At 46.3% G+C, this 24,641-nt stretch carries 20 protein-coding genes, 1 tRNA gene and 1 pseudogene; 10 read left to right on the forward strand and 12 right to left on the reverse strand.

Features of this window, described 5'->3' with window-relative positions; genetic code table 11:
- The 3 genes from A2F46_RS09720 to A2F46_RS09730 all read right to left on the reverse strand — a co-directional run.
- The coding region (locus A2F46_RS09720) for an ESPR-type extended signal peptide-containing protein (RefSeq protein ID WP_197457633.1) at positions 1-1,649 on the reverse strand (1,649 nt) is incomplete at its 3' end.
- Positions 1,650-2,137: 488 nt separating this feature from the next.
- Positions 2,138-2,230 (reverse strand) — tRNA-Ser (locus A2F46_RS09725).
- Between the two features lie 86 nt (positions 2,231-2,316).
- Positions 2,317-3,720, reverse strand: a complete 1,404-nt coding sequence (locus A2F46_RS09730) for a DEAD/DEAH box helicase (protein WP_066569879.1) — start codon at positions 3,718-3,720, stop codon at positions 2,317-2,319.
- Positions 3,721-4,065: 345 nt separating this feature from the next.
- Here A2F46_RS09730 and recA point away from each other — a divergent pair, with 345 nt between their 5' ends.
- Positions 4,066-5,112, forward strand: coding sequence for a recombinase RecA (recA, locus tag A2F46_RS09735; RefSeq protein WP_066569880.1), 1,047 nt, complete (start codon positions 4,066-4,068; stop codon positions 5,110-5,112).
- Between the two features lie 208 nt (positions 5,113-5,320).
- Here recA and recG read toward each other — a convergent pair whose 3' ends face one another.
- Positions 5,321-7,360, reverse strand: a complete 2,040-nt coding sequence (gene recG, locus A2F46_RS09740) for an ATP-dependent DNA helicase RecG (protein ID WP_066569881.1) — start codon at positions 7,358-7,360, stop codon at positions 5,321-5,323.
- 324 nt (positions 7,361-7,684) lie between these two features.
- Between recG and A2F46_RS09745 the strand changes: the two genes are divergently transcribed.
- On the forward strand, positions 7,685-10,300 hold the full coding sequence (locus A2F46_RS09745) for a PilC/PilY family type IV pilus protein (RefSeq protein ID WP_066569886.1): 2,616 nt from the start codon (positions 7,685-7,687) through the stop codon (positions 10,298-10,300).
- 69 nt (positions 10,301-10,369) lie between these two features.
- On the forward strand, positions 10,370-10,990 hold the full coding sequence (locus A2F46_RS09750) for a hypothetical protein (protein WP_156471619.1): 621 nt from the start codon (positions 10,370-10,372) through the stop codon (positions 10,988-10,990).
- A 628-nt stretch (positions 10,991-11,618) separates the two neighbouring features.
- On the opposite strand, the gene A2F46_RS09755 is transcribed toward A2F46_RS09750, so the two are convergent.
- The 6 genes from A2F46_RS09755 to A2F46_RS09780 form a co-directional block, all read right to left on the reverse strand.
- On the reverse strand, positions 11,619-12,020 hold the full coding sequence (locus tag A2F46_RS09755) for a type IV pilin protein (RefSeq protein WP_066569890.1): 402 nt from the start codon (positions 12,018-12,020) through the stop codon (positions 11,619-11,621).
- Positions 12,021-12,227: 207 nt separating this feature from the next.
- A complete protein-coding gene (locus tag A2F46_RS09760) occupies positions 12,228-12,542 on the reverse strand; it encodes a DUF2288 domain-containing protein (protein ID WP_066569952.1) in 315 nt (104 codons plus the stop codon).
- Positions 12,543-12,614: 72 nt separating this feature from the next.
- Entirely contained in the window at positions 12,615-13,502 is an 888-nt protein-coding gene (locus A2F46_RS09765) for a MetQ/NlpA family ABC transporter substrate-binding protein (protein WP_066569891.1), read from the reverse strand.
- Positions 13,503-13,541: 39 nt separating this feature from the next.
- Positions 13,542-14,228 carry a methionine ABC transporter permease gene (locus A2F46_RS09770; protein ID WP_066569892.1) on the reverse strand — a complete coding sequence of 229 codons (687 nt, stop codon included), beginning with the start codon at positions 14,226-14,228 and terminating at the stop codon, positions 13,542-13,544.
- Between the two features lie 3 nt (positions 14,229-14,231).
- Complete coding sequence (locus A2F46_RS09775; protein WP_066569895.1) at positions 14,232-14,969, reverse strand: methionine ABC transporter ATP-binding protein; 738 nt, start codon at positions 14,967-14,969, stop codon at positions 14,232-14,234.
- 240 nt (positions 14,970-15,209) lie between these two features.
- Positions 15,210-15,830, reverse strand: coding sequence for a hemolysin III family protein (locus A2F46_RS09780; RefSeq protein ID WP_066569955.1), 621 nt, complete (start codon positions 15,828-15,830; stop codon positions 15,210-15,212).
- 711 nt (positions 15,831-16,541) lie between these two features.
- Here A2F46_RS09780 and A2F46_RS13490 point away from each other — a divergent pair.
- The gene (locus tag A2F46_RS13490; protein WP_082783655.1) at positions 16,542-16,946 is read left to right on the forward strand and encodes a cysteine peptidase family C39 domain-containing protein; all 405 of its coding nucleotides are present in this window, start codon (positions 16,542-16,544) and stop codon (positions 16,944-16,946) included.
- 271 nt (positions 16,947-17,217) lie between these two features.
- Here A2F46_RS13490 and A2F46_RS09785 read toward each other — a convergent pair whose 3' ends face one another.
- Positions 17,218-17,766: an OmpA family protein gene (locus A2F46_RS09785; protein ID WP_066569896.1), complete on the reverse strand. Its 549-nt coding sequence runs from the start codon at positions 17,764-17,766 to the stop codon at positions 17,218-17,220.
- A 257-nt stretch (positions 17,767-18,023) separates the two neighbouring features.
- On the opposite strand from A2F46_RS09785, the gene glyQ reads away from it, so the two are divergent.
- The 6 genes and pseudogenes from glyQ to A2F46_RS09815 all read left to right on the forward strand — a co-directional run bounded on the left by glyQ (position 18,024) and on the right by A2F46_RS09815 (position 23,695).
- Positions 18,024-18,941 carry a glycine--tRNA ligase subunit alpha gene (gene glyQ, locus A2F46_RS09790; protein ID WP_066569898.1) on the forward strand — a complete coding sequence of 306 codons (918 nt, stop codon included), beginning with the start codon at positions 18,024-18,026 and terminating at the stop codon, positions 18,939-18,941.
- A gap of 22 nt (positions 18,942-18,963) precedes the next feature.
- Positions 18,964-21,026, forward strand: a pseudogene (gene glyS, locus A2F46_RS09795) (glycine--tRNA ligase subunit beta).
- Between the two features lie 63 nt (positions 21,027-21,089).
- The gene (locus A2F46_RS09800; RefSeq protein ID WP_066569900.1) at positions 21,090-21,545 is read left to right on the forward strand and encodes a hypothetical protein; all 456 of its coding nucleotides are present in this window, start codon (positions 21,090-21,092) and stop codon (positions 21,543-21,545) included.
- 3 nt (positions 21,546-21,548) lie between these two features.
- Complete coding sequence (gmhB, locus tag A2F46_RS09805) at positions 21,549-22,133, forward strand: D-glycero-beta-D-manno-heptose 1,7-bisphosphate 7-phosphatase (protein WP_066569905.1); 585 nt, start codon at positions 21,549-21,551, stop codon at positions 22,131-22,133.
- A 3-nt stretch (positions 22,134-22,136) separates the two neighbouring features.
- Positions 22,137-22,907: a 1-acyl-sn-glycerol-3-phosphate acyltransferase gene (locus A2F46_RS09810; protein ID WP_066569906.1), complete on the forward strand. Its 771-nt coding sequence runs from the start codon at positions 22,137-22,139 to the stop codon at positions 22,905-22,907.
- Positions 22,908-22,960: 53 nt separating this feature from the next.
- Positions 22,961-23,695: a M48 family metallopeptidase gene (locus A2F46_RS09815; RefSeq protein ID WP_066569910.1), complete on the forward strand. Its 735-nt coding sequence runs from the start codon at positions 22,961-22,963 to the stop codon at positions 23,693-23,695.
- A 67-nt stretch (positions 23,696-23,762) separates the two neighbouring features.
- Here the strand turns inward: A2F46_RS09815 and nadE are convergent, their stop codons facing one another.
- Positions 23,763-24,554 (reverse strand): NAD(+) synthase, encoded by a 792-nt coding sequence (nadE, locus tag A2F46_RS09820; RefSeq protein ID WP_066569913.1) that lies wholly within the window; start codon positions 24,552-24,554, stop codon positions 23,763-23,765.
- Positions 24,555-24,641: the final 87 nt, after the last annotated feature.

The raw sequence follows: 24,641 nt of genomic DNA on the forward strand, positions 1-24,641 counted from the left end.
TTTTGAACATTCAGTGTTCCTGTGCCTTGCTCACCCACTGTGATTTGCACCGTATTCAGTTTGGCATCAGTTCCATCAACTGTTACCTCGCCAGTGCTGTTAGCAGCATAAGCAATATTGAGCGTACCGCTAGTGGTTAAGCTGCCTGCATCAGTAATGGTTAATATGCCTTTTTTACCATTGGTTGTGCCCAAATTCACATGGCCGGTGGTGACTTTGCCATGGCCGCTAATGGCCAGAGTACCGTTATCGCTAATCGAACTGGTAGCAGTGAGTGCACCATTTTCGTTCACTGTCAAAGTACCTTGATTGATGATGGTATCACCAGTGTAGGTATTGACTCCTGTTAAGGTGGTGGTGCCACTACCATTTTGTTGTACTTGGCCTGAGCCACTGATGGCATCATCGATAATCAAAGCATCATCAGATCGATTGAATGCCAAAATCCCGTTATTGACAATATCGCCGTTCAGGCTGCCTGAAGCGCCACCATCGCCGAGCTGCAACGTGCCCTTATCATCAATTTTAGCCGTACCGGAATAGTCGGCATTATTCCCCGTGACCTTTAATGTGCCTTCTTGAACATCAATATTGACGTTGGGGTCATCGGCATTGGCTAATTTATTAACATTACCAGAAACTTCCCAAGTGCCCGTGCCTGTTTTGCTTAACTGATTAAACCCTGTGACCGTACCTTTGAGTTCACCATCACCACTGCCATAAAGGGTTAAGGAATTTTTGCCATCACCACCATTGACATCACCTGAAAAACTAGACCCAGCTTCTATCTTAACGGTATCATCACCTGCACCTGTATTGATATTCCCGGTAAAAGTTGAACCTGTTTGTAAATCAGCGGAATCCTCTCCACCGCCCAAAGTCAAATTTCCCTTTACATTACCACCTGTATAGTTTGTAAAATTAACGACGGCATTGTTGCTTGAGCCTACTACTGCCAAATTGCCGTTTGTGCCCGCAGTCATGCTGCCATAATTATCAATAAAATTAGGGTGTTCCATATCCCCATCTTGAAACCAGATCAAAGCTGAAGAGGCCGTGGACATGGTGCCACGATTAATGACCGTGTTGCCACCGTTATTGGGATTGAATGCCTCACCTGCATCCGCGCCATTCCCCGTATTTGTTACGGATAATGTCCCACCCGCATTGATGATTAAAGTGGTGTAGCCATTTGTTTCTATGCCATTGGGGCCAGTGCCATTGGGGCCAGATGCCAAGGAGCCATCATTGGTAACGGTACCATCAATAGTGATCTTGACGGGATTATCTTTTGAACCAGCCAAACTCATGGCCACTCCATGGCCCTGTACGATTGCGCCACTCGCAACCGTGACGGCATGCACTGTCGTGTCACTTTTAAAGGTTCCAATAACACTCTGACTATTGCCTAAGTGATTGCCATGGGTATCATTAACATCATTTGTGCTGCAAGTGCCACTGCTTATTGTCACTTCTCCAGCTGAAAAAGTTGAAGAACATGTATTATCTGCCCATGCTAACGCGGGCATTAGGCTCAAGCCAACCACCACGGCCACCGAGGCTCCGCCTTTGCCGTTTTTGGCTAACTCTGATGCTGCTTCCCAAGCACCAGTTTTTTTGTTACGCACTGTTTTGTAAATACGATTCATTATTATTTACCTGTTGATGTGTGATATTTAGAGCAATATCAAAATTTAAAATTCGCTTCCTTTTACAGGATAAAGGAGATGCGATTGAGAATAAACTATTTTTTGATGTGATGTTAATAGGAGGATAGATTATTGGCAATTGAGGGCGCATTTCGTGCATCGATTTTATGAAGCTCGTATAGATGAAAAAAAGTCCCGGACAGCAGGACTTTATTAACTATTTTTTGTTGCGCACCGTTTTGTAAATACGATGCATTATTATTCCCATGATAATTTGTGATATTTAGAGCAATATCAAAATTTAAAATTCGCTTCTCTTTACAGCATAAAGGAGATTTGATTGAGAATAAACTACTTTTTGATGTGATATTAATAGGGAGGATAGATTATTGGCAATTGAGGGCGCATTTCGTGCATTGATTTTATGAAGCTCTTAGAGACGAAAAAAAATCCTGCGTAGCAGGACTTTATTAACTATGGTTGAATTCTGGCGGAGAATGAGGGATTCGAACCCTCGATACAGGTTTAAGCCGTATACTCCCTTAGCAGGGGAGCGCCTTCGACCACTCGGCCAATTCTCCAAAGAAGTGGCACTATACCCAAGCTCTTAAAGCCTGTCAACTAAACAGGCCGTTAGGCATAGATAATGCCGTATTGCCAAGCGGATTTAATGATTTTGGGTTGTTGTGGCCGTGCCGTAGTGAGGTTGCAGCAATGCGCATTGAGGCCGGTTTCGGTTGCTACGGTGTGCTCGGCCAGGGATGCGTTTGCAAACATTGCCAGCATCCTTAGAGGGGCGGGCAGCTATTTGATCTGTAGTGGATTCAGGGCGTTTGTTCCCGCGTGTATTGATGCGCTCCGTTGCATGACTTGGTCGGTTGGCTGTTGGTGATGTGGGTGGTGTATCTTCTGCGTGATTCCACCAGTGTGGTTCGAAGCCTTCGATGCGTTCTACTTTTAGATCATGACACGTCAATGTTTTAATGGCTTCAAACATTCTTTGCTCATGCTCGTCCATAAGGGAAATAGCAACGCCTTCTGCGCCTGCACGCCCCGTGCGGCCAATGCGATGCACATAGTCCTCCGCATTGGCTGGTAGCTCATAGTTAATCACAAAGGGCAATTCAGCAATATCCAAGCCGCGTGCGGCGACATCAGTGGCAACCAATACGCGCAAACTGCCTTCTTTAAATTGGGATAATGTTTCCAAACGTGTTTGTTGGGATTTATCGCCATGTATTGCCTGTGCTGCAATGCCGCGGCGATTTAAGTCACGATTAACTTGATCAACACTTTGCTTGGTGGTGCAAAATACAATGACTTGATTCATGTTGAGATCAATAATTAGACGCTCCAATAAAGCGCGTTTGCGGCCGCCATCGATGGCAATTACGTGTTGTTCGACATTGGCTGCAGTGGTGTTTTGGGCCGCCACGCTGATTTCTTCGGGTTGGTGCATGAAATCCTGTGCCAAGCGGCGAATGGCGGGTGCAAACGTGGCCGAGAAAAGCAAGGTTTGACGTTGCTTGGGTAACATCTGCATGATTCTGCGGATGTCGTCGATAAAGCCCATATCCAACATGCGATCGGCTTCGTCTAAAACCAAAATTTCCACTTTGTTAAGCTGAATATTTTTTTGTTGCACATGGTCCAGTAGCCGTCCAACGGTGGCCACCACGATTTCGCAGCCAGCACGCAAGGCTTGCTTCTGTGCATCCATATTCATGCCGCCAAACAATACGGCGTGACGCAGCGACAAATTTTTCATATAAGACTGTACGTTTTGATCGATTTGATCGGCTAACTCACGTGTGGGTGTTAGTACCAGCATACGCACAGGGTGCATAGCAGGCGAAGTGCTGGTAGTGGCATAGCGTTTCAAACGTTCCAAGCTGGGCAACATAAACGCCGCAGTTTTACCTGTGCCTGTTTGGGCGGCTGCCAGTAGGTCATTGCCGGCCAATGCTTTTGGGATGGCCGCAGCTTGAATGGGCGTAGGGGTGGCGTAGCCTTGATCAATTAAGGCGCTGACGATTTCATTGGATAAACCCAAATCGGAAAAAGTGTTCATTGGTAACATCCTAAGGCTGCCTGAAAAGGTGCCAGTGTGTGCGTTCAAGCGGATATGGTCAGTAAAGGTGATGAGCGCTGCTCTTAAATACTGGCCATAAAATACTCGCTGTATAAGCTATATTAAGAGAGAGCTGCTGCGCGGTTTGGTTTTGTGCATCAACTCATTTAATCATGGGTATGGTGGGTGATAGTGTATCATTTCTGCTTGATGCCCGTGAACTTCACGGTGAATGGAAGGCAGTGCTGTAGTAGTGTTATTTAGATTTATCTAAACTATTTCGAAAAAGTTTGTGCGATAATTTCAACCTAGCCATTTGAGGCATAACTGAGCGAGTACACATCCATGTCAGACGAAAAAAGCAAAGCCTTAGCGGCGGCATTGGCGCAAATTGAAAAGAATTTTGGTAAAGGTTCCATCATGAAAATGGATGGTAGCCACACTGATGAAAATTTAGAAGTGATTTCCACTGGTTCTCTGGGCTTGGATTTGGCTCTGGGTGTGGGCGGTTTGCCGCGTGGTCGCGTGGTGGAAATTTATGGGCCGGAATCGTCTGGTAAAACCACTTTGTGTTTGGAAGCGGTTGCCCAGTGCCAGAAAAAAGGTGGGGTATGTGCTTTTATTGACGCAGAAAATGCATTTGATCCAGTGTATGCGCGCAAATTAGGGGTAAAGGTAGAAAATTTGTTGGTCTCCCAGCCGGATACGGGGGAGCAGGCTCTGGAAATTTGCGATATGTTGGTGCGCAGTGGCGGTGTCGATATGGTGGTAGTTGATTCCGTAGCGGCCTTGGTGCCGCGCGCAGAGATTGAAGGTGAGATGGGCGATAGCCATGTGGGTTTACAAGCTCGATTAATGAGCCAGGCACTGCGAAAGCTCACCGGCCACATTAAGAAAACCAATACCTTGGTGATTTTTATTAATCAAATCCGCATGAAAATTGGTGTGATGTTTGGTAATCCTGAAACCACCACTGGCGGGAATGCATTGAAATTTTATTCTTCAGTGCGCTTGGATATTCGCCGTGTGGGCCAGATCAAAAAAGGCGATGATGTGGTTGGTAATGAAACCAAGGTGAAGGTGATTAAGAATAAGGTTGCGCCGCCGTTTAAACAAGCCGAATTTGATATTCTTTATGGCGAGGGCATCAGTTGGGAAGGCGAACTGATTGACATCGGGGTGCGCTTAGGCTTGTTGGATAAAGCAGGTGCTTGGTATAGCTATAATGGCAATAAGATTGGTCAGGGGAAAGACAATACTCGCCAATGGCTAAAGGACAACCCAGAAATTGCTCAGGAAATCGACGCTAAAATTCGTGAAAAAGTGGGTATTCATCAGAAAGTCACCGAACATATGTTAGATGAAACCGATGGCGAAGCACCTGAAGCATAACTGAGCATGGTATTTATGGCGGAGGGTGGTTCGGTGGTGTGGCCTATTCTGTGTGGCATGGCCATCATCTTCACATAGTCTACGTTACATGAATCCGGCCTTTTATTTTGGTTATTCATCTATCAATTAAGGCTGCCTGAAAAGAACGTTCAGGCAGCCTTAATAGTATTAAATCATTTATGATGACCACTCTAATTTGTACTGAGCATTAAGCGCTGAGATATTGAGCGCGATTGGATAACCATCGGTTTAAGTGGGCTTCTACCACATCGGGGCGATATTCAATGAGCCAGGCTGCCCAGTGACGCGCTTGTTCTAATAAGCGCAAATCCTCTTCTAAATTCGCAAATCGCAGAAGTGGTGCGCCGCTTTGCCGGGCGCCCAGAAATTCGCCGGGGCCTCGGATATTCAAATCTTGGCGAGCAATTTCAAAACCATCATGCTCTTCATAGATGACTTTCAATCGTGCTTTGGCTAATTCGGATAAAGGCTCACCAAAGAGTAAAATACAGCTACTAGCAGCTGCACCACGGCCCACGCGGCCCCGTAATTGATGCAGTTGAGACAATCCCATGCGCTCGGCATGCTCAATCACCATGAGGCTGGCATTTGGTACATCAACGCCCACTTCAATAACGGTGGTGGCGACCAATACTTGCGTTTCTCCTTGAATAAATGCATTCATAGCAGCAGCTTTTTCGGCTGCCTTCATGCGCCCGTGTACCAAGCCAATGGTTAACTCAGGCAAGGCTGCCTGAAGCTCAATTTGAGTGTCTACTGCAGTTTGCAGTTGCAAGGTTTCAGACTCTTCGATCAATGGGCACACCCAATAAGCTTGTCTGCCTTGCGCGCAAGCATGGCGAACCAAACCTTCCACTTCACGGCGGCGAATTTGATTCACCAAACGGGTTTTGATGGGGGTGCGGCCTGGCGGTAGCTCATCAATAGCGGAAACGTCTAGATCAGCAAAAAAACTCATGGCCAACGTGCGTGGAATGGGGGTGGCCGACATCATTAGTTGGTGAACATCATGGCCTTTGTTTTTTAAGGCCAGTCGTTGGCCCACACCAAAACGATGTTGTTCATCCACAATGACCAATCCCAGCTGATGAAAGACGACATCATCTTGAAACAAAGCATGTGTGCCAATTGCCAGTTGAGCGGCGCCGCTTAATAAGGCAGCACGAGCTTGCTCTTTATCACGTTTTTTTAGGCTGCCTGAAAGCCATGCGATCTGGATGCCGAATGGACGCAGCCATTGGCTCAATTTTTGATAATGTTGCTCGGCTAAAATTTCTGTAGGGGCCATCACTGCCACTTGAAATCCCGCTTCAATCACACTCAAAGCCGCTAACGCAGCGACAATGGTTTTGCCAGAACCCACATCACCTTGTAATAAGCGGTGCATGGGGTGTGTCTGTGCCAAATCGGTGCGAATGTCTGCCAATACACGTTGCTGTGCCATCGTTAATGCGAAAGGCAATTGTGCCAGCAAGGCAGTAGCCCATTGATGCTGAGATTGTATGGCTGCGGCCTGGCCAGTCAGTCGCTTTTGGCGTGCCAGCCGCATGGACAGTTGTTGTGCCAGCAATTCGTCGAATTTGAGTCGCTGCCAAGCAGGTAGTGCCCCATTGTGTAAATCGCGGATGGTATATTCAGGTGGTGGCGCATGTAAAAGGTTCAGGCTTTCTAATAACGACGGCAAATGCAATGACTGCAAGATGTGGTCAGGCAAGATGTCTTCATCAGGAATGTGTGCTAAGGCTGTCTGAATCAATTTCCGTAAGGTTAGTTGCGATAGCCCGTTTACTGTTGGGTAAACCGGTGTCAGTGTTGTGGCTAAATCTTGTTTGCTGGCTGCTCTGATTTTGGGATGAATCATTTCATCACCGTAAAACCCGTGTTTGATTTCCCCTAAGGCGCGTATGGTCTTGCCTACGGCCAATTGTTGTTGTTGACTGGGGTAGAAATGCAAAAAGCGCAAATGCAGAATATTTCCTGACGGATCTTGTATTTGGACCAATAATTGCTTGCGAGGTTTAAACTGTATTTGTTGGTGTAAGACCGTGGCCTCGATTTGTATGGGTGTATTGAGTGGCGCATCAGCTATGGGTGTGATTCGTGTTTCATCTTCATAACGCAGAGGTAGGTGTAGCACCAAGTCCCATTCGGTATGGAGGTTGAGCTTGTCCAGTTTGCGCAGTGTCGCGGGGCTGCTGTGTATTTCGCTTAGCTGGGATGGATTCATTTCATATACTGACTCAATTGAGTGTATATATTGTACGGGTTGCATAGGAATGCGGATAGTGAATAAAACCAGGGAGTGGCTTCGCTTAATTCACAGACTAAAAGGCCGTATTCGAGACAGTTGATTTGTATAAGATAGCGATCAATGAGGCTCGAGAATATGTCTCTAGGGACGTGATTTTTAACCAAATATAGATAAATAATTGTATCGGAAACCGAATCTTTCAATATGTGAAGAAGAATATATTTTGCATAAATTTATGTTTTTTAATAAAATATACTATAGTTATAGTTTGAAATATGCCATTGTTATGGAGCAGCCGTTATGAATGCCAGCGAAGTATCTCAATCTCAGCGCAGAAAGAAAAATTTGAAAATCAGAAAATTAGCTTTAATGATTTCTGTATTGGGTGTTGCTGGCATGAGCTTACCCGTTGCTGTGCAGGGTAAGACGTCTGTGTTTGCGTATATCCCTCTTCACTTACAACAAACCACTACGGTTACCACTGCTGCGGGTGCAAAGCCCAACGTGATGCTGTTGATTGATGATTCAGGGAGTATGGGTTCTAACGCAGGTAAAGTTACAGGATATGCATGTAGCAGGACGCGTGTCTGCTTGTCTGGAAGCGGCTGTACGACTACTGCTGGCTGGGGTAGTTGGATGACTGATTATGTGATCCATTCTACTTCGCCCTCGAATACATCACTGCAGCAATGGCAAGGTTGCGGCGCAAATGCCAGTCATAATGTTACCCGCTTTGGCGCCACTAAAAATGTATTAAGTCAATTGGTTGGTCAGTATCGAGATAAAATATATTGGGGATTGCAGTCTTTATGGGGGGGGTATAGTGGCGCATACCCTTCAGGTAGTCCTAATTTAAGTGATTATTATGATACATCTACCGATTCTGCTAATGGCTTAAACGGTTATCAGACACTATTGACCCACATTGGTATGTTAAACAGTCCTTACGTTACACCAACTACAGGACGTTATTATCAAGTAGTCAAAAATGTGGTGATCCCAAAGCAAAAATATAGATGCCAAAAATCTTATGTAGTGCTGATGTCGGATGGGGATGCAAATGTGGCTGATTTTCGGGGACGTGGTTATGATGATTATTTTGGAGAAAACCTAAATAAATATTCGGACGCATGGTGGTATAGCCTTGGGAGCCTCGGGCATTTCTCTCAATATTTGAATACTAATTCTTTTGGTGCGTTTATACCGGATTTAGGTATGGGTCCTGGTAAGGATAAGGCGGGGAAGAATTGGAATGAGGTCAATCCCAAAACGGGGTTAGCATATCAGCAAACGGCCGAAACATTTACTGTGGGTTTTGGTGGCTCTCTGAGTTCTTCAGGTACCGCGTATTTGAAAAACGGGGCATCGAAACCTGAGTATTATTTTGCATCAGGTGATGCAAATGAGTTGCTGTCTGCTTTTTCTACTATTTTTGATAGCATCAGTTCAGATAACGCAGTTGGCGGCCAACAGGCATTCTCAGTAACCGCTCCGAGTGTGGATACATCATCATCAACGGCCAGTAAATTGGCGGTAACTGCAACATTGGATACCAATACGTGGAGTAGCCAGCTGCGCATGTATGGTATGGGCAGTGGCGGCAGTATTGATACCTCATCTTATAAAGTGCCTTCTTATGGCAATCGCCAGTTATTACTGAGTGATGGAAGTAGTGTGTATCGGTATGATTCTGTTTCGAATACTTGGAAAAACAACAATTATTATAATGTGACGGACAACAGCACCAATAAATTAGAATGGAAAAATGGCTTGCTTGCTTGGTATAACCGCAAGGGGGCAAGTGATGCTGCTTTGAAAGCTGCTGGGTATGTTTTGGATTATCGCGCTCGTGATGCTGATTCACGTGACATGGGGGATGTTGTTGATAACCCTATCCTGAGTATCGGTAATCAAGTCAATGGGCGTTCGGAATTCCTGATTACCTCAGCCAATGACGGGATGGTTTATGTATTTCGCTCTAATAATGATGCTGATCATCCCTATGATTTGAAATACAATTATATGCCTATGGCAATGCAGCGGCAGAGCAATGATAATAGTGATACAGTAGCAAAATATTATCCGGATTTGCTTTCCAATAGTTATGGTAAAGACGAAGATCACCCACATCAATATTTATTGAATGGGGGTATGGTGGTTCGCCAAACTGATGCCAGTAAGCCGCAGCAAATTTTCTTGGCGTCCAATATGGGGCAAGCTGGTCGAGGTGCTTTAGCGCTCAATGTTGGTGGTAAAGACCGGGTTAGTGGGAATGATGTGGCGGCAAGTAATATGGGCAGTTCGGGGTGGTCAAGTGAGGTGCCTTTGTTTGAGACGGCCAAAGGATCGGATAATAAATTTGGTTTTACTGTGGGCTCCCCAGCCATTGATCGAGTGCGGGTGAATACTGCAGATGGAGCTTCATCCAGCGATTTAACTCAAAATATTCGTCAAGCCGTGTTTGTTGCCAATGGGTATAACTACTCCAATAGTTATGCCACGGATACTGGTGCTGTATCGTCTGCAGAAACTGCGCTCTATGTTTATGACGCTTTGGGTGTTGATGTTGGCACTGCTAAAAATACGAAAGAAGGCGCTGCTCCTGGTACTTTGATTCACAAATTTACTGTACCGGGTGGTGTTGGTGGTTTGTCCAGTCCGACTTTGGTGCAAAATAACTTCACTGGTGTTGTGGAAACAGCTTATGCTGGTGATTATGGTGGCAATCTATATCGGTTTAATTTGAGTGACCCTAATCCAGCTAATTGGACGGTAACGAAAATTTTCTCTGGAGTAAGTTCGCAGCCGATTACATCTGCGCCAGCTGTGTCTCGTATTAATGATAAAAAATATGTGGTGATTTTTGGCACAGGTAGTGATATTTACCAGTCTGACTTGACCAATACCAATCAATAGTCGGTATATGGTATCTATGACGATTTAACCAAAACTGGATCTGATGCACTAGTATCTAAGGGTAATTTGTTGCAGCAGACGATTTCAACATCTGGCTCTTATCGGTATTTGAGCAACAACACACTTTCAGCAACAGACCGAGGTTGGTATTTTAATCTGGAAAATAATGGCGAACGGGTTGTGGTGAAACCATCAATGTTATTGAAGACTGCGGCTTTAACTACTCGAACGTATCAAACCAGTGAAACCAATACTGGAAATGAGAATAAAAATGACCCTTGTGCATCTTCATCCGTGACCGTGAAGACCAGTGCATACAGTTGGTGGATGCAATTTAATGCACTAACGGGCGGTGCTTTAACCAAGGGCAGTACCTATATCAACTTTGGGAATGTGAGCAGCGAAGGAAATTACGCCAATGGCCTCAAAATGTCTGGGCTAAGTAATTTCACTTTTGTAGATGGCAGCCGAAATGGTTTATCGGTGTCGCGTGATGGCGATTCTGGTGAATCAGGTACAGAGCCTGAATTGAAGCATTTACCTCAAAATAACAGTTGCTTTGCGAGCAGTAATAATTCTGTAACTTATGTTGATGCCAGTACAGGGGCGGGGAGTTATGCTGTAGGCGGGTCCTCTTGTAATATCACGGTTCAACGTATATCTTGGCGTGAGATTTTCGCAACTTATTGATCAATACTCAGCCTTAAAAATAGGGTGATTTGAACCGATGTATCCGTTTTAGGATACATCGGTTTTATTAATGGTTGCCTGAATGGCTTGATGATATTGCTTAGTAATGATTATGAATATTGTCATGCATTCGCATCTATGTGAGATTTGTTCGATATAACGATTTTTTTGCTTTTAGTGAATATTTATGCATAAAGCATATCAATGCTTCAATTTGTCCTTGTTGAATTAAATGTCATGATCATCCAGGAATGAAGCTTAGTGGGTGATTGTTGCGATCGTTTGTTTTAGAGGTTGCATGTTTTGGGTTGGCTAGATAAGGGCTTGTGCGTATTGAATTTATTGATGCATAAAAAGCTAAATTCGGCCCAGTGATAAACAACGTTTTACGTGGTTTATTGGTGGTTAAGATGTTGGTTATGCTGAGTATCCAGACATTAAGAGGGTGTACCACATCATTAGGTATCACAAAAAGAGAAGGGTTTGCTGACAAGAATGGGATTAATGCCTGATATTTAAGGCGCATTAGAATAAATTGCCTTGATTAAGTGGGTGAATTTACGTGTTATGGAAATACCGATTTGAATTGATTAAATGATGAATAGGGGGCAATCAATAGACATGCGCCTTAAAATGCTTCACATTTATCAGCACCGCTACAAATCAACATGTTACCGGTGCTTTCATAGACTAAATACCGATCTTCACCAGAGCTGGTTTTGGGTTTAGCCGTCAGGTTGTAGCTATCTGCATTTAATGTTCCATCAACTATTTCAATTGAAAAGAAATTTTTACTTTTATCTGACACCAAATCTGCATTTTTAAAGCCGCTGAATGTATGATTTTGACTGTAATAGCGTTCTAGATGCTGGGCACTCAGTAACAAATCAGAGCGTGCTTGCTCCAAATGAGTCATGCGTACAAAACTTTGATAACTGGGGTATGCAATGATGGTCAGAATAGCGATGATGGTGATGACAATCATGAGTTCAATGAGTGTAAAACCGTGGTAGCGCTTCTTTGTTTGCATAATCAATTTTTCTCAGTAATCATTGGATAGATGGTTTTGTGTATGCGGGATGAAACCACCGATTCGTTGATTTATCTGCTGCATAGGTTTAATCATCAATTAACAAGCAAATTCAATGCCATTATTAAGTAAAGCTTGAGTGCATATGTCAAGTATGCATTTCACGCTATAAATAGGTTATGGATTTAGTTTGCCATTAATGGATATTTAGCGGATGGCTATATTGGGTTGTACCAAAACATAAGGCGCCACAACCACGGCCCACATTGATTGATTGGTGTTGTAAAACAATTTGGCTTGCTCATCAGTGACCTTGCCCAATTTACCTTCAGCGATTAATAGCGAAATGGTGGCCGTGTGGTCATCAGCGATGAGTTGGGCAATATTAATCAAGTCTAAATCTGGTGCCACATACAGGCAGGCGCCTAGTGCAAACGGTTTTTGCAGTTCATGCCAAAAAATACGGGCAGTTTCGAGATTGAGTTTGTCATTGACATCAAGACTAGGTCGGGAATTGGTCATGGTAGTGGATGTGTTGGTGTAAAAACGGCTTTCAGGCAACCTGAAAGCCGTTGATGATAACTCATCTAAGCGTTATTTGCTGGCAGCGGATGCTGCACCTGGCTGTTCTCCCCAAGCTGCTGGGTATTTGTAGCCTGCAAAGCGTTTGTGTGCATAGGCTTTGAATTCATCTGAGTTATAGGCCTCAGTGATGTCTTTGACCCACTGGGTATCTTTGTCGGCGGTGCGAATAGCAGACCAGTTGACATAAGCAAAGCTAGGTTCTTGGAACAAGGCATCGGTCAGCTTCATGCCTGAGCTGGTGGCATAGTTACCATTTACCACCGCGAAATCCACATCGGCACGTGCGCGTGGCAGCTGTGCTGCTTCCAATTCAACCAACTTGATGTTTTTGAGATTTTCGCCAATGTCGTTTTTGGATGCAGTTAAAGGATCTACATTGGCCTTGAGCTTAATCCAGCCTAATTGATCAAGCATAACCAGCGCGCGCGCGAAATTGGAGGGATCATTAGGTACCGCTACGGTACTGCCATCTTTAACTTCGTTTAATGCCGTTAATTTGCCAGAATAAAGACCCAAAGGGGCTGTAGGTACTTGGAAAGCAGGCATAATGTCGAGGTTATGCTCTTTCTTGAATTCATCCAAATAAGGCTTGTGTTGGAAAATATTGATGTCAATTTCTTTATTAGCCAAAGCCAAATTGGGGCGAACATAATCAGTGAATTCCACTAGCTTGACGCTGTAGCCTTTCTTTTCCAAGATGGGCTTAATCTGGTCTTTAACCATGTCGCCAAAATCACCTACCGTGGTACCAAAAACAATTTCTTTTTTGGCATTGTTATTTGGGCTACTTGATGCGGCAGAAGCATCAGATGCAGCTTTCTGCTGCCCGCCACTGCAGGCAGCCATTGCCACCGTCAATAGACCCACAGAAACCGTTTTGAACCATGTTGCTTGCATTGTTATTCTCCTAGACAAAGAGGGTAAAAATATAATAAATCAACGTTTATCCAAGTGACGAGCAAGGGCATTGCCCAGACCTTGCATGATGATGACCAAAATCACCAAGATGGCCACGATAAACACAATAACTTCAGTTTGATAACGGTAATAACCGTAGCGGATGGCCAAATCACCCAATCCGCCACCACCAATCATCCCTGCCGCTGCGCTGTAAGAGAGCAGACCAATCGCCAAAACAGTGATACTGGATACCATGCCTGCACGGGCCTCATTCAATAATACTTTGGTGATGATGGTGCTTGGTTTGGCGCCCATGCTGGTGGCTGCTTCAATGATGCCACGTGGCACCTCGCGCAGATTTTGTTCTACCAGCCGGGCAAAATAAAATGTGCCGGATACCGTTAGAATCAATGAAGTTGCCAAGGGTCCGATGGTGGTGCCCACAATGGCCCTAGTGACAGGGATCATGGCAATCATCAAAATGACAAAAGGGAATGCGCGCATTAAGTTCACCACATGCTCAGCAAGGCGATTGAGTGCGCGGTTATACAATAATTGCGGATTGGCGGTGACATACAAGCAAACCCCCAGGATGGTGCCCAAAACGGTTGCCAAAATAGTGGATAAACCGACCATTAGAAATGTTTCCCACAAGGCTTGTAGGATTTCGCTTTTCATGGCAACAATATTGCCCACGGCTTGTGCAAAAGACACATCGGCCATCTCTTAATCCTCCTGCACCAGCTCTTGCCCAATGGCAGAATGTGCATGTATCTGATTGTTTTTGATGTCGATGACTTCCAGTAATCGACCTTGGTGCAATAAGGCGGCTCGATCACACAAACGGCGAATGACGCTCATTTCATGGGTAACAATCACAATGGTGACGTTGAAACGCTGATTGATGTCCAGTAAGCATTCCAATACACTGCGGGTAGTTGCCGGATCCAATGCACTGGTGGGTTCATCTGCCAGAATGACCTTGGGGCTAGATGCCAGTGCCCGAGCAATGCCTACGCGTTGTTTTTGCCCACCAGACAGTTGTGCTGGATAATGACGGGCTCGATCAGTAAGCCCCACGATGTCCAAACATTCGGTGACACGCCGATCAATGTCTGCTTGCCGCCAACCGGCTACTTCCAATGGAAACGCAATATTGGCCGCAACCGTGCGGTTGGCCAGTAAATTGAATTGTTGAAATACCATGCCAATGTGCTGGCGCGCATTGCGCAAATCGGTCGCATTGAGCTGGGTTAGCTCTTGATCACCCACATGGACTGTGCCGCTATCGGGCCGTTCCAGTAAATTAATGAGACGCAATAAAGTGGATTTTCCGGCGCCAGAGTAACCCATCAAACCAAAGATTTCTCCTTCAGCGATGCTGAGACTTAATGGCTCAATGGCGCTAAACCAAGATTTATCGCGACCTTGATAGCGTTTGGAAACTTCATTCAAAACAATCATGTGGATACCTAGGAACAAAAAAACCCATTGCTTGACACAATGGGCGGTAAAACAGAATGGATACAATCCATGACCGCTTTAGCTGTTTTAGCGCCCGCAAGCTGCATCAAATCGGCGTTGTTACATCAATACTGAAATCAAATTACACCTTAAATCGGTACGCAGGTCAAGACAAGGCTGCCTGAATCTTTAGACGGCTTATTTATAAACATATGCAATACAGTGATGATGTGAAACACGTTAATGTACATAGGCGTAAACACAAATGAACTGGGCTATACTGCCTATGAGTACAAAAATATGCCAAATACCATGGCCGTGGGGTATCTTTTCATCATTCACAAACCAGTAAATACCAATACTGTAGGCGACGCCGCCCAATGCTAACCAAAATAAGCCGGGTAGAGACATGCGTTGCATCAAAGGATAGATGGCAATCAGTACCAACCAACCCATGACCACATATAAAATCATCGATAATATACGGGTCTTGCGGCCTAGCGTTAATTCCTGAGCAATGCCAAACAAGGCTAAGCCCCAAGACACACCAAACAGTGACCATCCCCATCCACCATTAAGCGTGGTGAGTGTAAATGGGGTATAGCTGCCAGCAATCAAAATATAGATCGCGCAATGATCAAACTTTTGCAGCACGCCTTTGGCATGTGTGGAACGGACACTGTGATACAAGGTGGAAATCACATACAAGAAAATCAGGCTGGCGCCATAAATAGCACTACTGACAATGCGATACGGGTTGCCACTGTGAGCGGATTGGATGAGTAATAATACCGTGCCAACAATGGCCAGTATGGCGCCAATTAAATGTGAATAAGCGTTAAAGCGTTCACCGCGATACATGATTGAAACCATCGTAAAAATAAATAATAAGAGTGTTATGTTTTCATATTTATGAAGTATAGAGCAACTGTTTTAATCGTATTTAACCCGCTGGCTCTGGGCGATATCTTGTGTTTTTCGCTCGATGTTGCCTGAAAGATATCCGATGTCAGGTCTTTAAATACAGATATAGATTGGCGTGAAAGATCAATTAGGGTGCAAAATTGGTTTACAGTGATGGCCTGAGCAAGTCACTTTAAAATGCAATTTTTAAATTAGGATGATTGGTTCCCCAATTCCCGTTTTACATAGTGACCATGAGGCTAGCTGATCGTACTCAATCAAGCAGCTTGATGGGGCTTGTCTGCGCTGGCAATAATGGTCATAACAAAACAATATGTAACCATCCATCTGCAAAATATTAGGTGGCCTTGATCATCAAAGGCAAGCATTGGCAGAAAGAAGATAGGTCAGGTCGAAATGGATGGGCTGCCTGAATGCGCTTGGGCGGGACGGCCTAAATCAAATATAGTTAGGGATCATGCGTTTCATTTCGTGGCGGGTGAGCCTGTAAATAATTATTTGGTTCAGCTATCGAGCGCTAAAACAACGCAACTTAAATGAAAGAATTGAGTAATACTGAAAGTTTGTAACGTGCTCTATTTTCTAATTTTATGCTCAAGCGCACAGGCTTCTGGCCAGTCACTTATTTTATACGTTAGGCTGTAATAGATGATCTGCCGAATTATTCAAGAGGATAGCACTGGCTGCGGACTCGCTTGTGCTGCAATGCTTGGACGTACTACATATTCTCGTGCCAAATCATTAGCCATTGAACTTGGTATTGTCTCAAATCACCCGCCTTTCTACACAAGCTCCAGGGAGCTTTCTTTACTACTAAGCGAGCTTGGGTTGCATCCATCAAAGGGACGAAGGCTATCCCATTGGGAGTCTTTGAAATGCCTCAGCGTAGTGGGGATTAATTACAACGACAAAACTGACACTTGGCACTGGGTCGTTTACGTTCCCAGCGCAAACGGCGGGTATGTGCTAGATCCTAAGAAATCGATAAAATCTGATAAACGAGAAGACTTTAACCGCATGGTTCCACGCAGTTATATCCCAGTTGCGGTCTAATGATTCATTCAAGCCGACACCAGCATGTGAGCGCAGCCGATTTGAGGCATTAGCCACACAAAATCAGGATTTCACTTGTTGGACGGTTGAGCTTGTTTGCGGAATGCGCCGGCATAGGTTGTGATGTATTCAGTTGTTGATAATGTGTATATATAAATTTTTTGTGGTTCAGAAAAGATCGGCGACTGCAGTCATGGTGCAATGAAAAACTGCCGCAACTGAAGAGCATCACGGCAGTTTTTCTGGATAAGTACATCAAGCCAGATGTAGCTTACTCCAGAGATACCTCTACACGGCGTGCTTCTGCTGCGTTGCCGCTGCCTTCCGTGTCTTGTGGCTTGCGCAGCTCGATTTGCGCAGACGATACGCCCAGAGCAACTACCGCTGCTTCTACGGCTTGGGCACGCTGTTTGGATACTTCGGCATTGGCCTTGGCATCGCCTGTACTGTCATGGAAGCCGGAAATTACCACTTTTTTACCTTCTTTGGCGCCCGCAACCACATCGGCCAAGGCTGTGTTGGCATCAGCCGCCAAGGCGTTAGAGCCGCTGGCGAAGTAGAATTTCACCACACCGTTGTCGACCACGACATGATCAGCTTGTGTGGCAGATGCTGGTGCGGTTGCACTGGCGCTGGTGTCACCAGTAGCGGTATCCGATGTTGCTGCTGCAGATGATGCCGGTACTGTGGTCATGCTGTTGCCTGCCGGTTCCAATAAAATCATGCCACCGAAAAATGCCAAAACCAATGCGATCAATACCAGCAAAGCTGCTACCCATTTGCCGATGCCTTGGTCTTGATTGTTGTTGCTGTGTTCCATTCAATGCGCTCCTAAAAATCGTGAATTGTGAGTTTTTCTGATGCGTGCTGAAGCTGAATGTGCTCGGCACGAACAGTGCTTGCTGTTTTACCCGATTAGTATATCGCAAGCCCATTTGTTTTCCATCTGCTTGGCTAAAATGGCCGCATCAAAATAGCCAATGTTTAACTTGGTTAAAACAGCGTTCGTCTTTGGCTATTCAATTGCGGTGCAAAGCAGTAAAATAACGCCCTTTGCAGGCAACCGATGATTCCGTCATGCTGACTTTTCAAGAAATTATTTTCACTTTACAAAACTATTGGGCCAAACACGGTTGTGTGGTTTTACAGCCATTGGATATGGAAGTGGGCGCAGGCACCAGCCATCCGGCTACCTGTTTGCGCGCGTTGGGGCCTGAGCCTTGGTTTGCTGCTTATGTGCAGCCTTCGCGCCGCCCTAAAGATGGCCGGTATGGTGAAAACCCCAATCGGCTGCAGCATTATTATCAATTTCAGGTGGCTTTAAAGCCTGCGCCCGATAATATTCAAGATTTGTATCTCAACTCGCTCAAAGAACTGGGCATAGATCCCCAGCAGCATGACATTCGTTTTGTGGAAGATGACTGGGAAAATCCCACGCTGGGTGCTTGGGGCCTGGGTTGGGAAGTTTGGCTCAATGGCATGGAGGTCACTCAATTTACGTATTTCCAACAGGTTGGTGGAATTGACTGTTCGCCGGTATTGGGTGAAATCACTTATGGTATCGAACGTTTGGCCATGTATTTGCAAGGTGTGGAAAACGTTTACGACTTGGTGTGGGCCAAAACATTGGATGGGCATACCGTGACGTATGGTGATGTGTACCACCAAAATGAAGTTGAACAGTCTACCTACAATTTCGAATACAGCAATGCTGATTGGTTGTTGGATCAATTCAACCATTATGAAGTGGAAGCCAAGCGTTTGTTGGCGTTGGACGACGTGGATTTGGCCTTGCCTGCCTATGAGTTGGTACTCAAAGCCGGTCACACGTTCAATCTTTTGGATGCAAGAGGGGCTATTTCAGTGACCGAACGGGCTACTTATATTGGTCGTGTGCGCGCATTGAGTCGATTGGTGGCCCATAAATACGTGGAAAGTCGTGAGCGCTTGGGTTTCCCTTTGCTCAAAAATACCGGCAACACTGTGGCTGCCTGAAAATAAGGCGCGAAAGACAAAAATGACCGATACATTATTGATTGAACTAAGAACTGAAGAGTTGCCCCCAAAAGCACTGAACCAATTGGGCGAATGCTTGGCTGCTGCGGTGGTTGAGGGTTTAGAAAAAGCCCAGCTGGTGACATCGCCAGCAAAATACAGTGTATTTGCTTCTCCGCGCCGATTGGCCATGTTGGTGCCGCACGTGAAAGCGGTACAAGCTGATCAGCAGGTGATTAAAAAAGGGCCGAGTGTCGTCGCGGGCATGAAAGAAGGAGTGCCTACGAAAGCATTGCAAGGGTTTGCCCGTGCCAATCATGTGGATGTGGCGGCTTTAACGCAAATAGATGATGGCAAACAAATGGTGTTTGCCTACGAATACACGCAAGCAGGCCAGCCTTTGGCGGCGCTACTCAGTGATATTTTGGCTCAGGCGGTGAAAAAATTGCCGATTCCCAAGGTTATGCACTGGGGCAGCAGCACGCATACCTTTGTGCGCCCAGTTCATGGTTTGGTTATGGTGCACGGCAATACAGTGGTGCCGGGTGAGGTGCTCGGATTGACGAGCCAAAACTGGACGTTGGGCCACCGATTTTTGAGTCATGGTCAAATCGTATTGGCTAATGCAGATGATTATCCACGTCAAATGGCAGAAGAAGGCAAGGTCATTGCCAGTTTTGCGTCACGCCGGGCGTTAATCGCGCGCGAATTGGATAAAAACGCGACGGCTCTGCAAGCGACCGTAGCCGCTGATGATGCACTGCTGGATGAAGTGACTGCATTGGTGGAGTGGCCAGTGGTGCTGCAAGCCGGTTTTGAGTCACATTTTTTACGTGTGCCGCAAGAATGCTTGATTTTAACCATGCAGCAGAACCAAAAATATTTTCCGCTTTTGGATACGGAAGGCAAATTGATGAATCGCTTTTTGCTGGTATCCAATTTGCAAACGGCGGATCCCAGTCACATCATTCACGGCAATGAACGTGTCCTGCGTGCTCGCTTATCTGATGCGGCGTTCTTCTTCAAACAAGATCAAAAAGCCTCATTGGCCAGCCGCCTGCCCAAATTAATGCACGTGGTTTACCACAATAAATTGGGTAGCCAAGCAGAACGCGTTTCTCGTTTGATGCAGCTAACGCAAGGGATTGCTCAAGCGCTGGGTGCCAATGTGACCAAAGCGGTGCGTGCGGCAGAGTTGGCAAAAGCCGATCTGCTCACTGAAATGGTGGGCGAATTTCCAGAGTTACAAGGTACCATGGGCAAATATTATGCCTTGCATGATGGCGAAGATGCTGAGGTTGCGCGAGCCATCGAGCAGCATTACCAACCGCGTTTTGCAGGGGATGCCTTGCCGGATGACCCAATCGGCACTGCCGTGCCTTGGCTGATAAGTTGGAAACTTTGGTGGGGATTTGGGGCATTGGTTTGGTGCCCACTGGGGATAAAGATCCTTACGCTTTGCGTCGTTCCGCGTTGGGTGTATTGCGTATGCTGATGCAACAGGGCTTAGAAGTAACGCCGTTGTTGCAAGCTGCCTACAATACCTTTCCAGCAGGGAAATTGGCTGAGCACACAGTGGTGGAAGTGGCTGAATTTATGCGTGCACGGTTGGCGGTATTGCTGCAAAACGATTATGCCCATGATGAGGTGGCAGCGGTGTTGGGTGGTGCCACGCACAATTTGGGCGAAGTGGCAGATAAGCTCAAGGCTGTGGCGGAATTTAAGAAGCTGCCTGAAGCGGCTGCTTTGGCCGCAGCGAACAAGCGTGTGCATAATCTATTAAAGAAAACCGATGCCGATGCCTTGCCTGAAGTGGCCGAACCACTGCTACAGCTACCTCAAGAAAAAGCCTTGTTTGCAGCCACCCAAAACTTGAGTGCACACATTCACCAAGCGCTCGAGGCCAAAGATTTTCAGGCAGCCTTGGCGGTTTTGGCTGGGATTAAACCTAAAGTAGATGCATTTTTTGATGAAGTCATGGTGATGGACAAAGACGAGGCGGTGAGGAATAACCGGCTGGCGCTGCTCAAAGATTTATCTGCACAAATGAACGCCGTGGCCGATATTTCATTATTAAATGACTGATTAAAAAGCATTCAGGCAACGGATATTGGCTTGAATTCATATGGCAATCGGCAAGGAGGGTGCATGTTATTGGATCACGTGGTGTTTCACACTGAAGAAGATTATCCGGCTGATTTGTCTATGGCGCATGCAGCCACCCATATGGGCTACTATTGGTCATGGGCAGCGCGGCGGGATCTGGTCAATCAGCAATGGGATGAAGTCGCCAATGACGACATGGCTGCCCTCAAACTTGGGCAGATGAGTGGTGCGCAATTTGTGTTGGAAAACATGGGTGGCGGCTTGGAAGACACGGATTTTAATGAAGAAGGCCGACGGTTTTCGCTGTTTTATTACGATGACGAAGACGAAGGTTATGGCCGTTTCATGGAAGATTATGTGGGCACACTCAATACCCCGGCGCTCACCAGTTTTTATCATGTGCTTGTTAATGATGAAAACCAAGCGTTGCTGGATGGCGTGTTTGATGCCGCGTTGGCGCAATGGCGTCGCAGTTTGCGACCACAAAGCCAGGGGTAAATCATGGCCATTGCCGGCTACAATAAACTGATTATTTTGGATCGTGATGGTGTGATGAACGCTGTACACAATCATGAGCCCATTACGGATCCAGATGATTGGACCGCATTACCCGGCAGCATGGATGCCATTGCGTTTCTCACTCAGGCTGATTACACCGTGGTGGTGGCGGAAAATATGTCGGGTATCGGCCGTGGTAAGATTAGCATGCAGCAGTTGAATGAGGTGCATGCCAAGATGCACATGCAAATCAAAAAAACCGGTGGGCATATTAGTGGCGTTTGGTTTTGCCCCCACACAGCCGCCGCCGATTGCAGTTGCCGTAAACCTCGAGCAGGCATGGTGCTGGATATTCTGGATCGTTTGCACATGAAAGCCGAAAATACGTGGCTGGTGGGGGATAGCTTGCGTGATTTGCAGGCCATTGAATCGGTGGGCGGACACCCAGCGCTGGTGTTGACCGGTAAGGGCAAGCAAACGCTGGCTCAAGAAGCCTTGCCTGAAGACACTCAAGTGTTTGATGATTTGCTGGCTTTTGCCAAATACCGCATTGAACAAGACAGTCCTGACGACGAAAAGGAAGCATAATTCATGTTATTGCTGCGCAATTTGTTTTATTGGCTGTTTTTGGTGGTGTTTACAGTGTGTTTTTTGCCCATTGTGTTGGTGTCGATGTTGATCCCCAAGGGCGTAAATTACACCACTACCTTTTGGGCTTTATCCTTGTTGTGGATGCTGGAGCATGTGGTCGGCTTAAAATACCGGGTGGAAGGCAAGGAAAATATTCCAGCCGAGCCTTCTATCATTTGCTGCAAGCATCAGTCTGGCTGGGAGACCTTGGCCATGCAGCATTTCTTCCCTTTGCTGGTGTTTGTGGCCAAACGCGAATTGTTTAAAATTCCGTTTTTTGGTTGGGGATTAAAGTGGGCCGGTACCATAGGCATTGACCGTGGCAACCCCACTAAGGCGTCGCAACAAATCATTGATCAAGGCGTGAAGCGTAAAGCTCAAGGGTTGTGGATTTGTATTTTTCCAGAAGGCACGCGCATCAAACCTGGGTTTCGTGGTCGCTATAAACACGGTGCTGCCCGGATGGCGCAGTTATTGCATATGAATGTGGTGCCCGTGGCGCTCAATAGTGGTGAATTCTGGCCGAAAAACTCATTTTTGAAATACCCGGGTACCATCAGTGTGGTGATCGGTAAACCCATTGCCTATGATGCGGCGCCCAATCCAGAAGCGCTCACTCATCTTTGCGAAACTTGGATTGAGAATGAGCAAGCCAAGATTCAAGGCGCAGGCCCATTTGGCCCCAAGCAGCCACAAGTGCCTACACCACCCTTGAGCAAGACTCGGCTTTAATATTTAAGGCTGCCTGAACCCGATTTAGGCAGCCTTTTCATCACTAGCTATCTATGCTTGAAATCTATCATACCCAAGACGGTACACGCATTGCCTTTCGCCTCTATCGGCGGGCGCGTAAAAATCTGATTTTGCGGATCGAAACAGCGCATGTATTGAGCATCAGCGTACCGCCCAGATTCAGCATGCAATCGTTACAAACGTGGTTGCGTGCCAATGAGGCGGTTGTGTTGCGGTATTGGCGCAAAGCGCAGCAAATGCCGTCGGCACAAACATGGCTAGGGTTGCCTGAAAAGTTGTGGTATCAAGGCGTGCTATATCCTATAAGGCGTGATGGCTGCATTCAATCTATTCAATGGTGTATGCACCAAGGCTTTGCGGTACCCGAAAATCATCATGCCGACGCTGATTATCAAGCAGCTGCAGCGTTGCATGTGTGGCTAAAGCAAGCTGCGCAAGCCTCCTTGCTTCCGCGTTTGCATGCGTGGGCGGACAATTTAGCGCTCACGCCAGCGGGGGTGGGGCTCTCCTCTGCCAAAACCTTTTGGGGGGTGTGCCGCGCCCGCACGGGTATTCGTTTGAATTGGCGTCTGATTGGGGCGCCGGATTGGGTGGTAGACTATGTATGTATTCATGAATTGTGCCATCTTCCACACCCCAATCACAGTCTCGCCTTTTGGGCTTTGGTGCGTACACATACGCCGCATGTGGATGCGGCCAAGGATTGGTTGAAAACGCACGGGCCTGACTTGTTTCAATTGGATGCGGTGGTCATCAGCAAACGCTAAGTCGGCGGCCAACACAAAACAGGCTGCCTGAATGTTTTCAGGCAGCCTGCCGGGCGTGAGATTCACATTATTTCAACAAATTAGCCGGAATGGTACACACGGGGATGGGATTGATTTTGTGAACCATGGCCTTGTGGTGGCGCTCGTAAATTTCAAATACTTCGCGCTCGCGGCCATTGAAATCACCGGCAGTGTGACGATCATATACGCCCATGGCCCATTCTAATTCGGGATAGCTGGCCCCGATTTGATCTTCATCGGTTTTGTCGGTGTCCCATAAACCATCGGTGGGCTCTGCTTCTTGGATGCTTTTCGGTACGTCCAACGCCTTGGCCAATTCATACACTTCAGTTTTGAGTAAGTCAGCAATTGGGCTGATATCAACACCGCCATCACCGTATTTGGTGAAGAAGCCCACGCCAAAATCTTCGACTTTGTTGCCTGTGCCGGTTACCAGCAAACCACGTTCTTGTGCATAATAATACAGAGCAATCATGCGGATACGGCTGCGGGCATTGGCCAGCGCCAACTGAGTTTGGTGTTCTTTGGGGTCGCCAATGTCAACGGCCATGACAAAAGAATCAAACGTACGGGTCAAATCCACCCAATGTTCTTCAACATTGTCAAAGCGGGCTTTGAGTTGTTTGATGTGCTCTTGGGCGCGGCCAATTTGATCGGTTTTTTGGTGGATGGGCATTTCCAACACCAATGTGGGCAGGCCTGTTTTGGCGGCCAATGCGGAAACTACGGCTGAGTCAATCCCACCGGATACCCCCACCACAAAGCCTTTCATTTGCGCTTCGTTGGCGTAATCTTTCAACCAGTTCACAATGTAGTCAATCACAGCAGCAGTTTGCATGGCGTTGTCCTTGAGCCTGAGGTTGTGCATGGCAGCCAATATACTGCCAAACGGGGCTACCTGAAAAGTAGGGTGTAGAGATTCATT

The sequence above is a fragment of the Snodgrassella sp. CFCC 13594 genome (assembly GCF_001590725.1).
Lineage (GTDB): Bacteria > Pseudomonadota > Gammaproteobacteria > Burkholderiales > Neisseriaceae > Snodgrassella.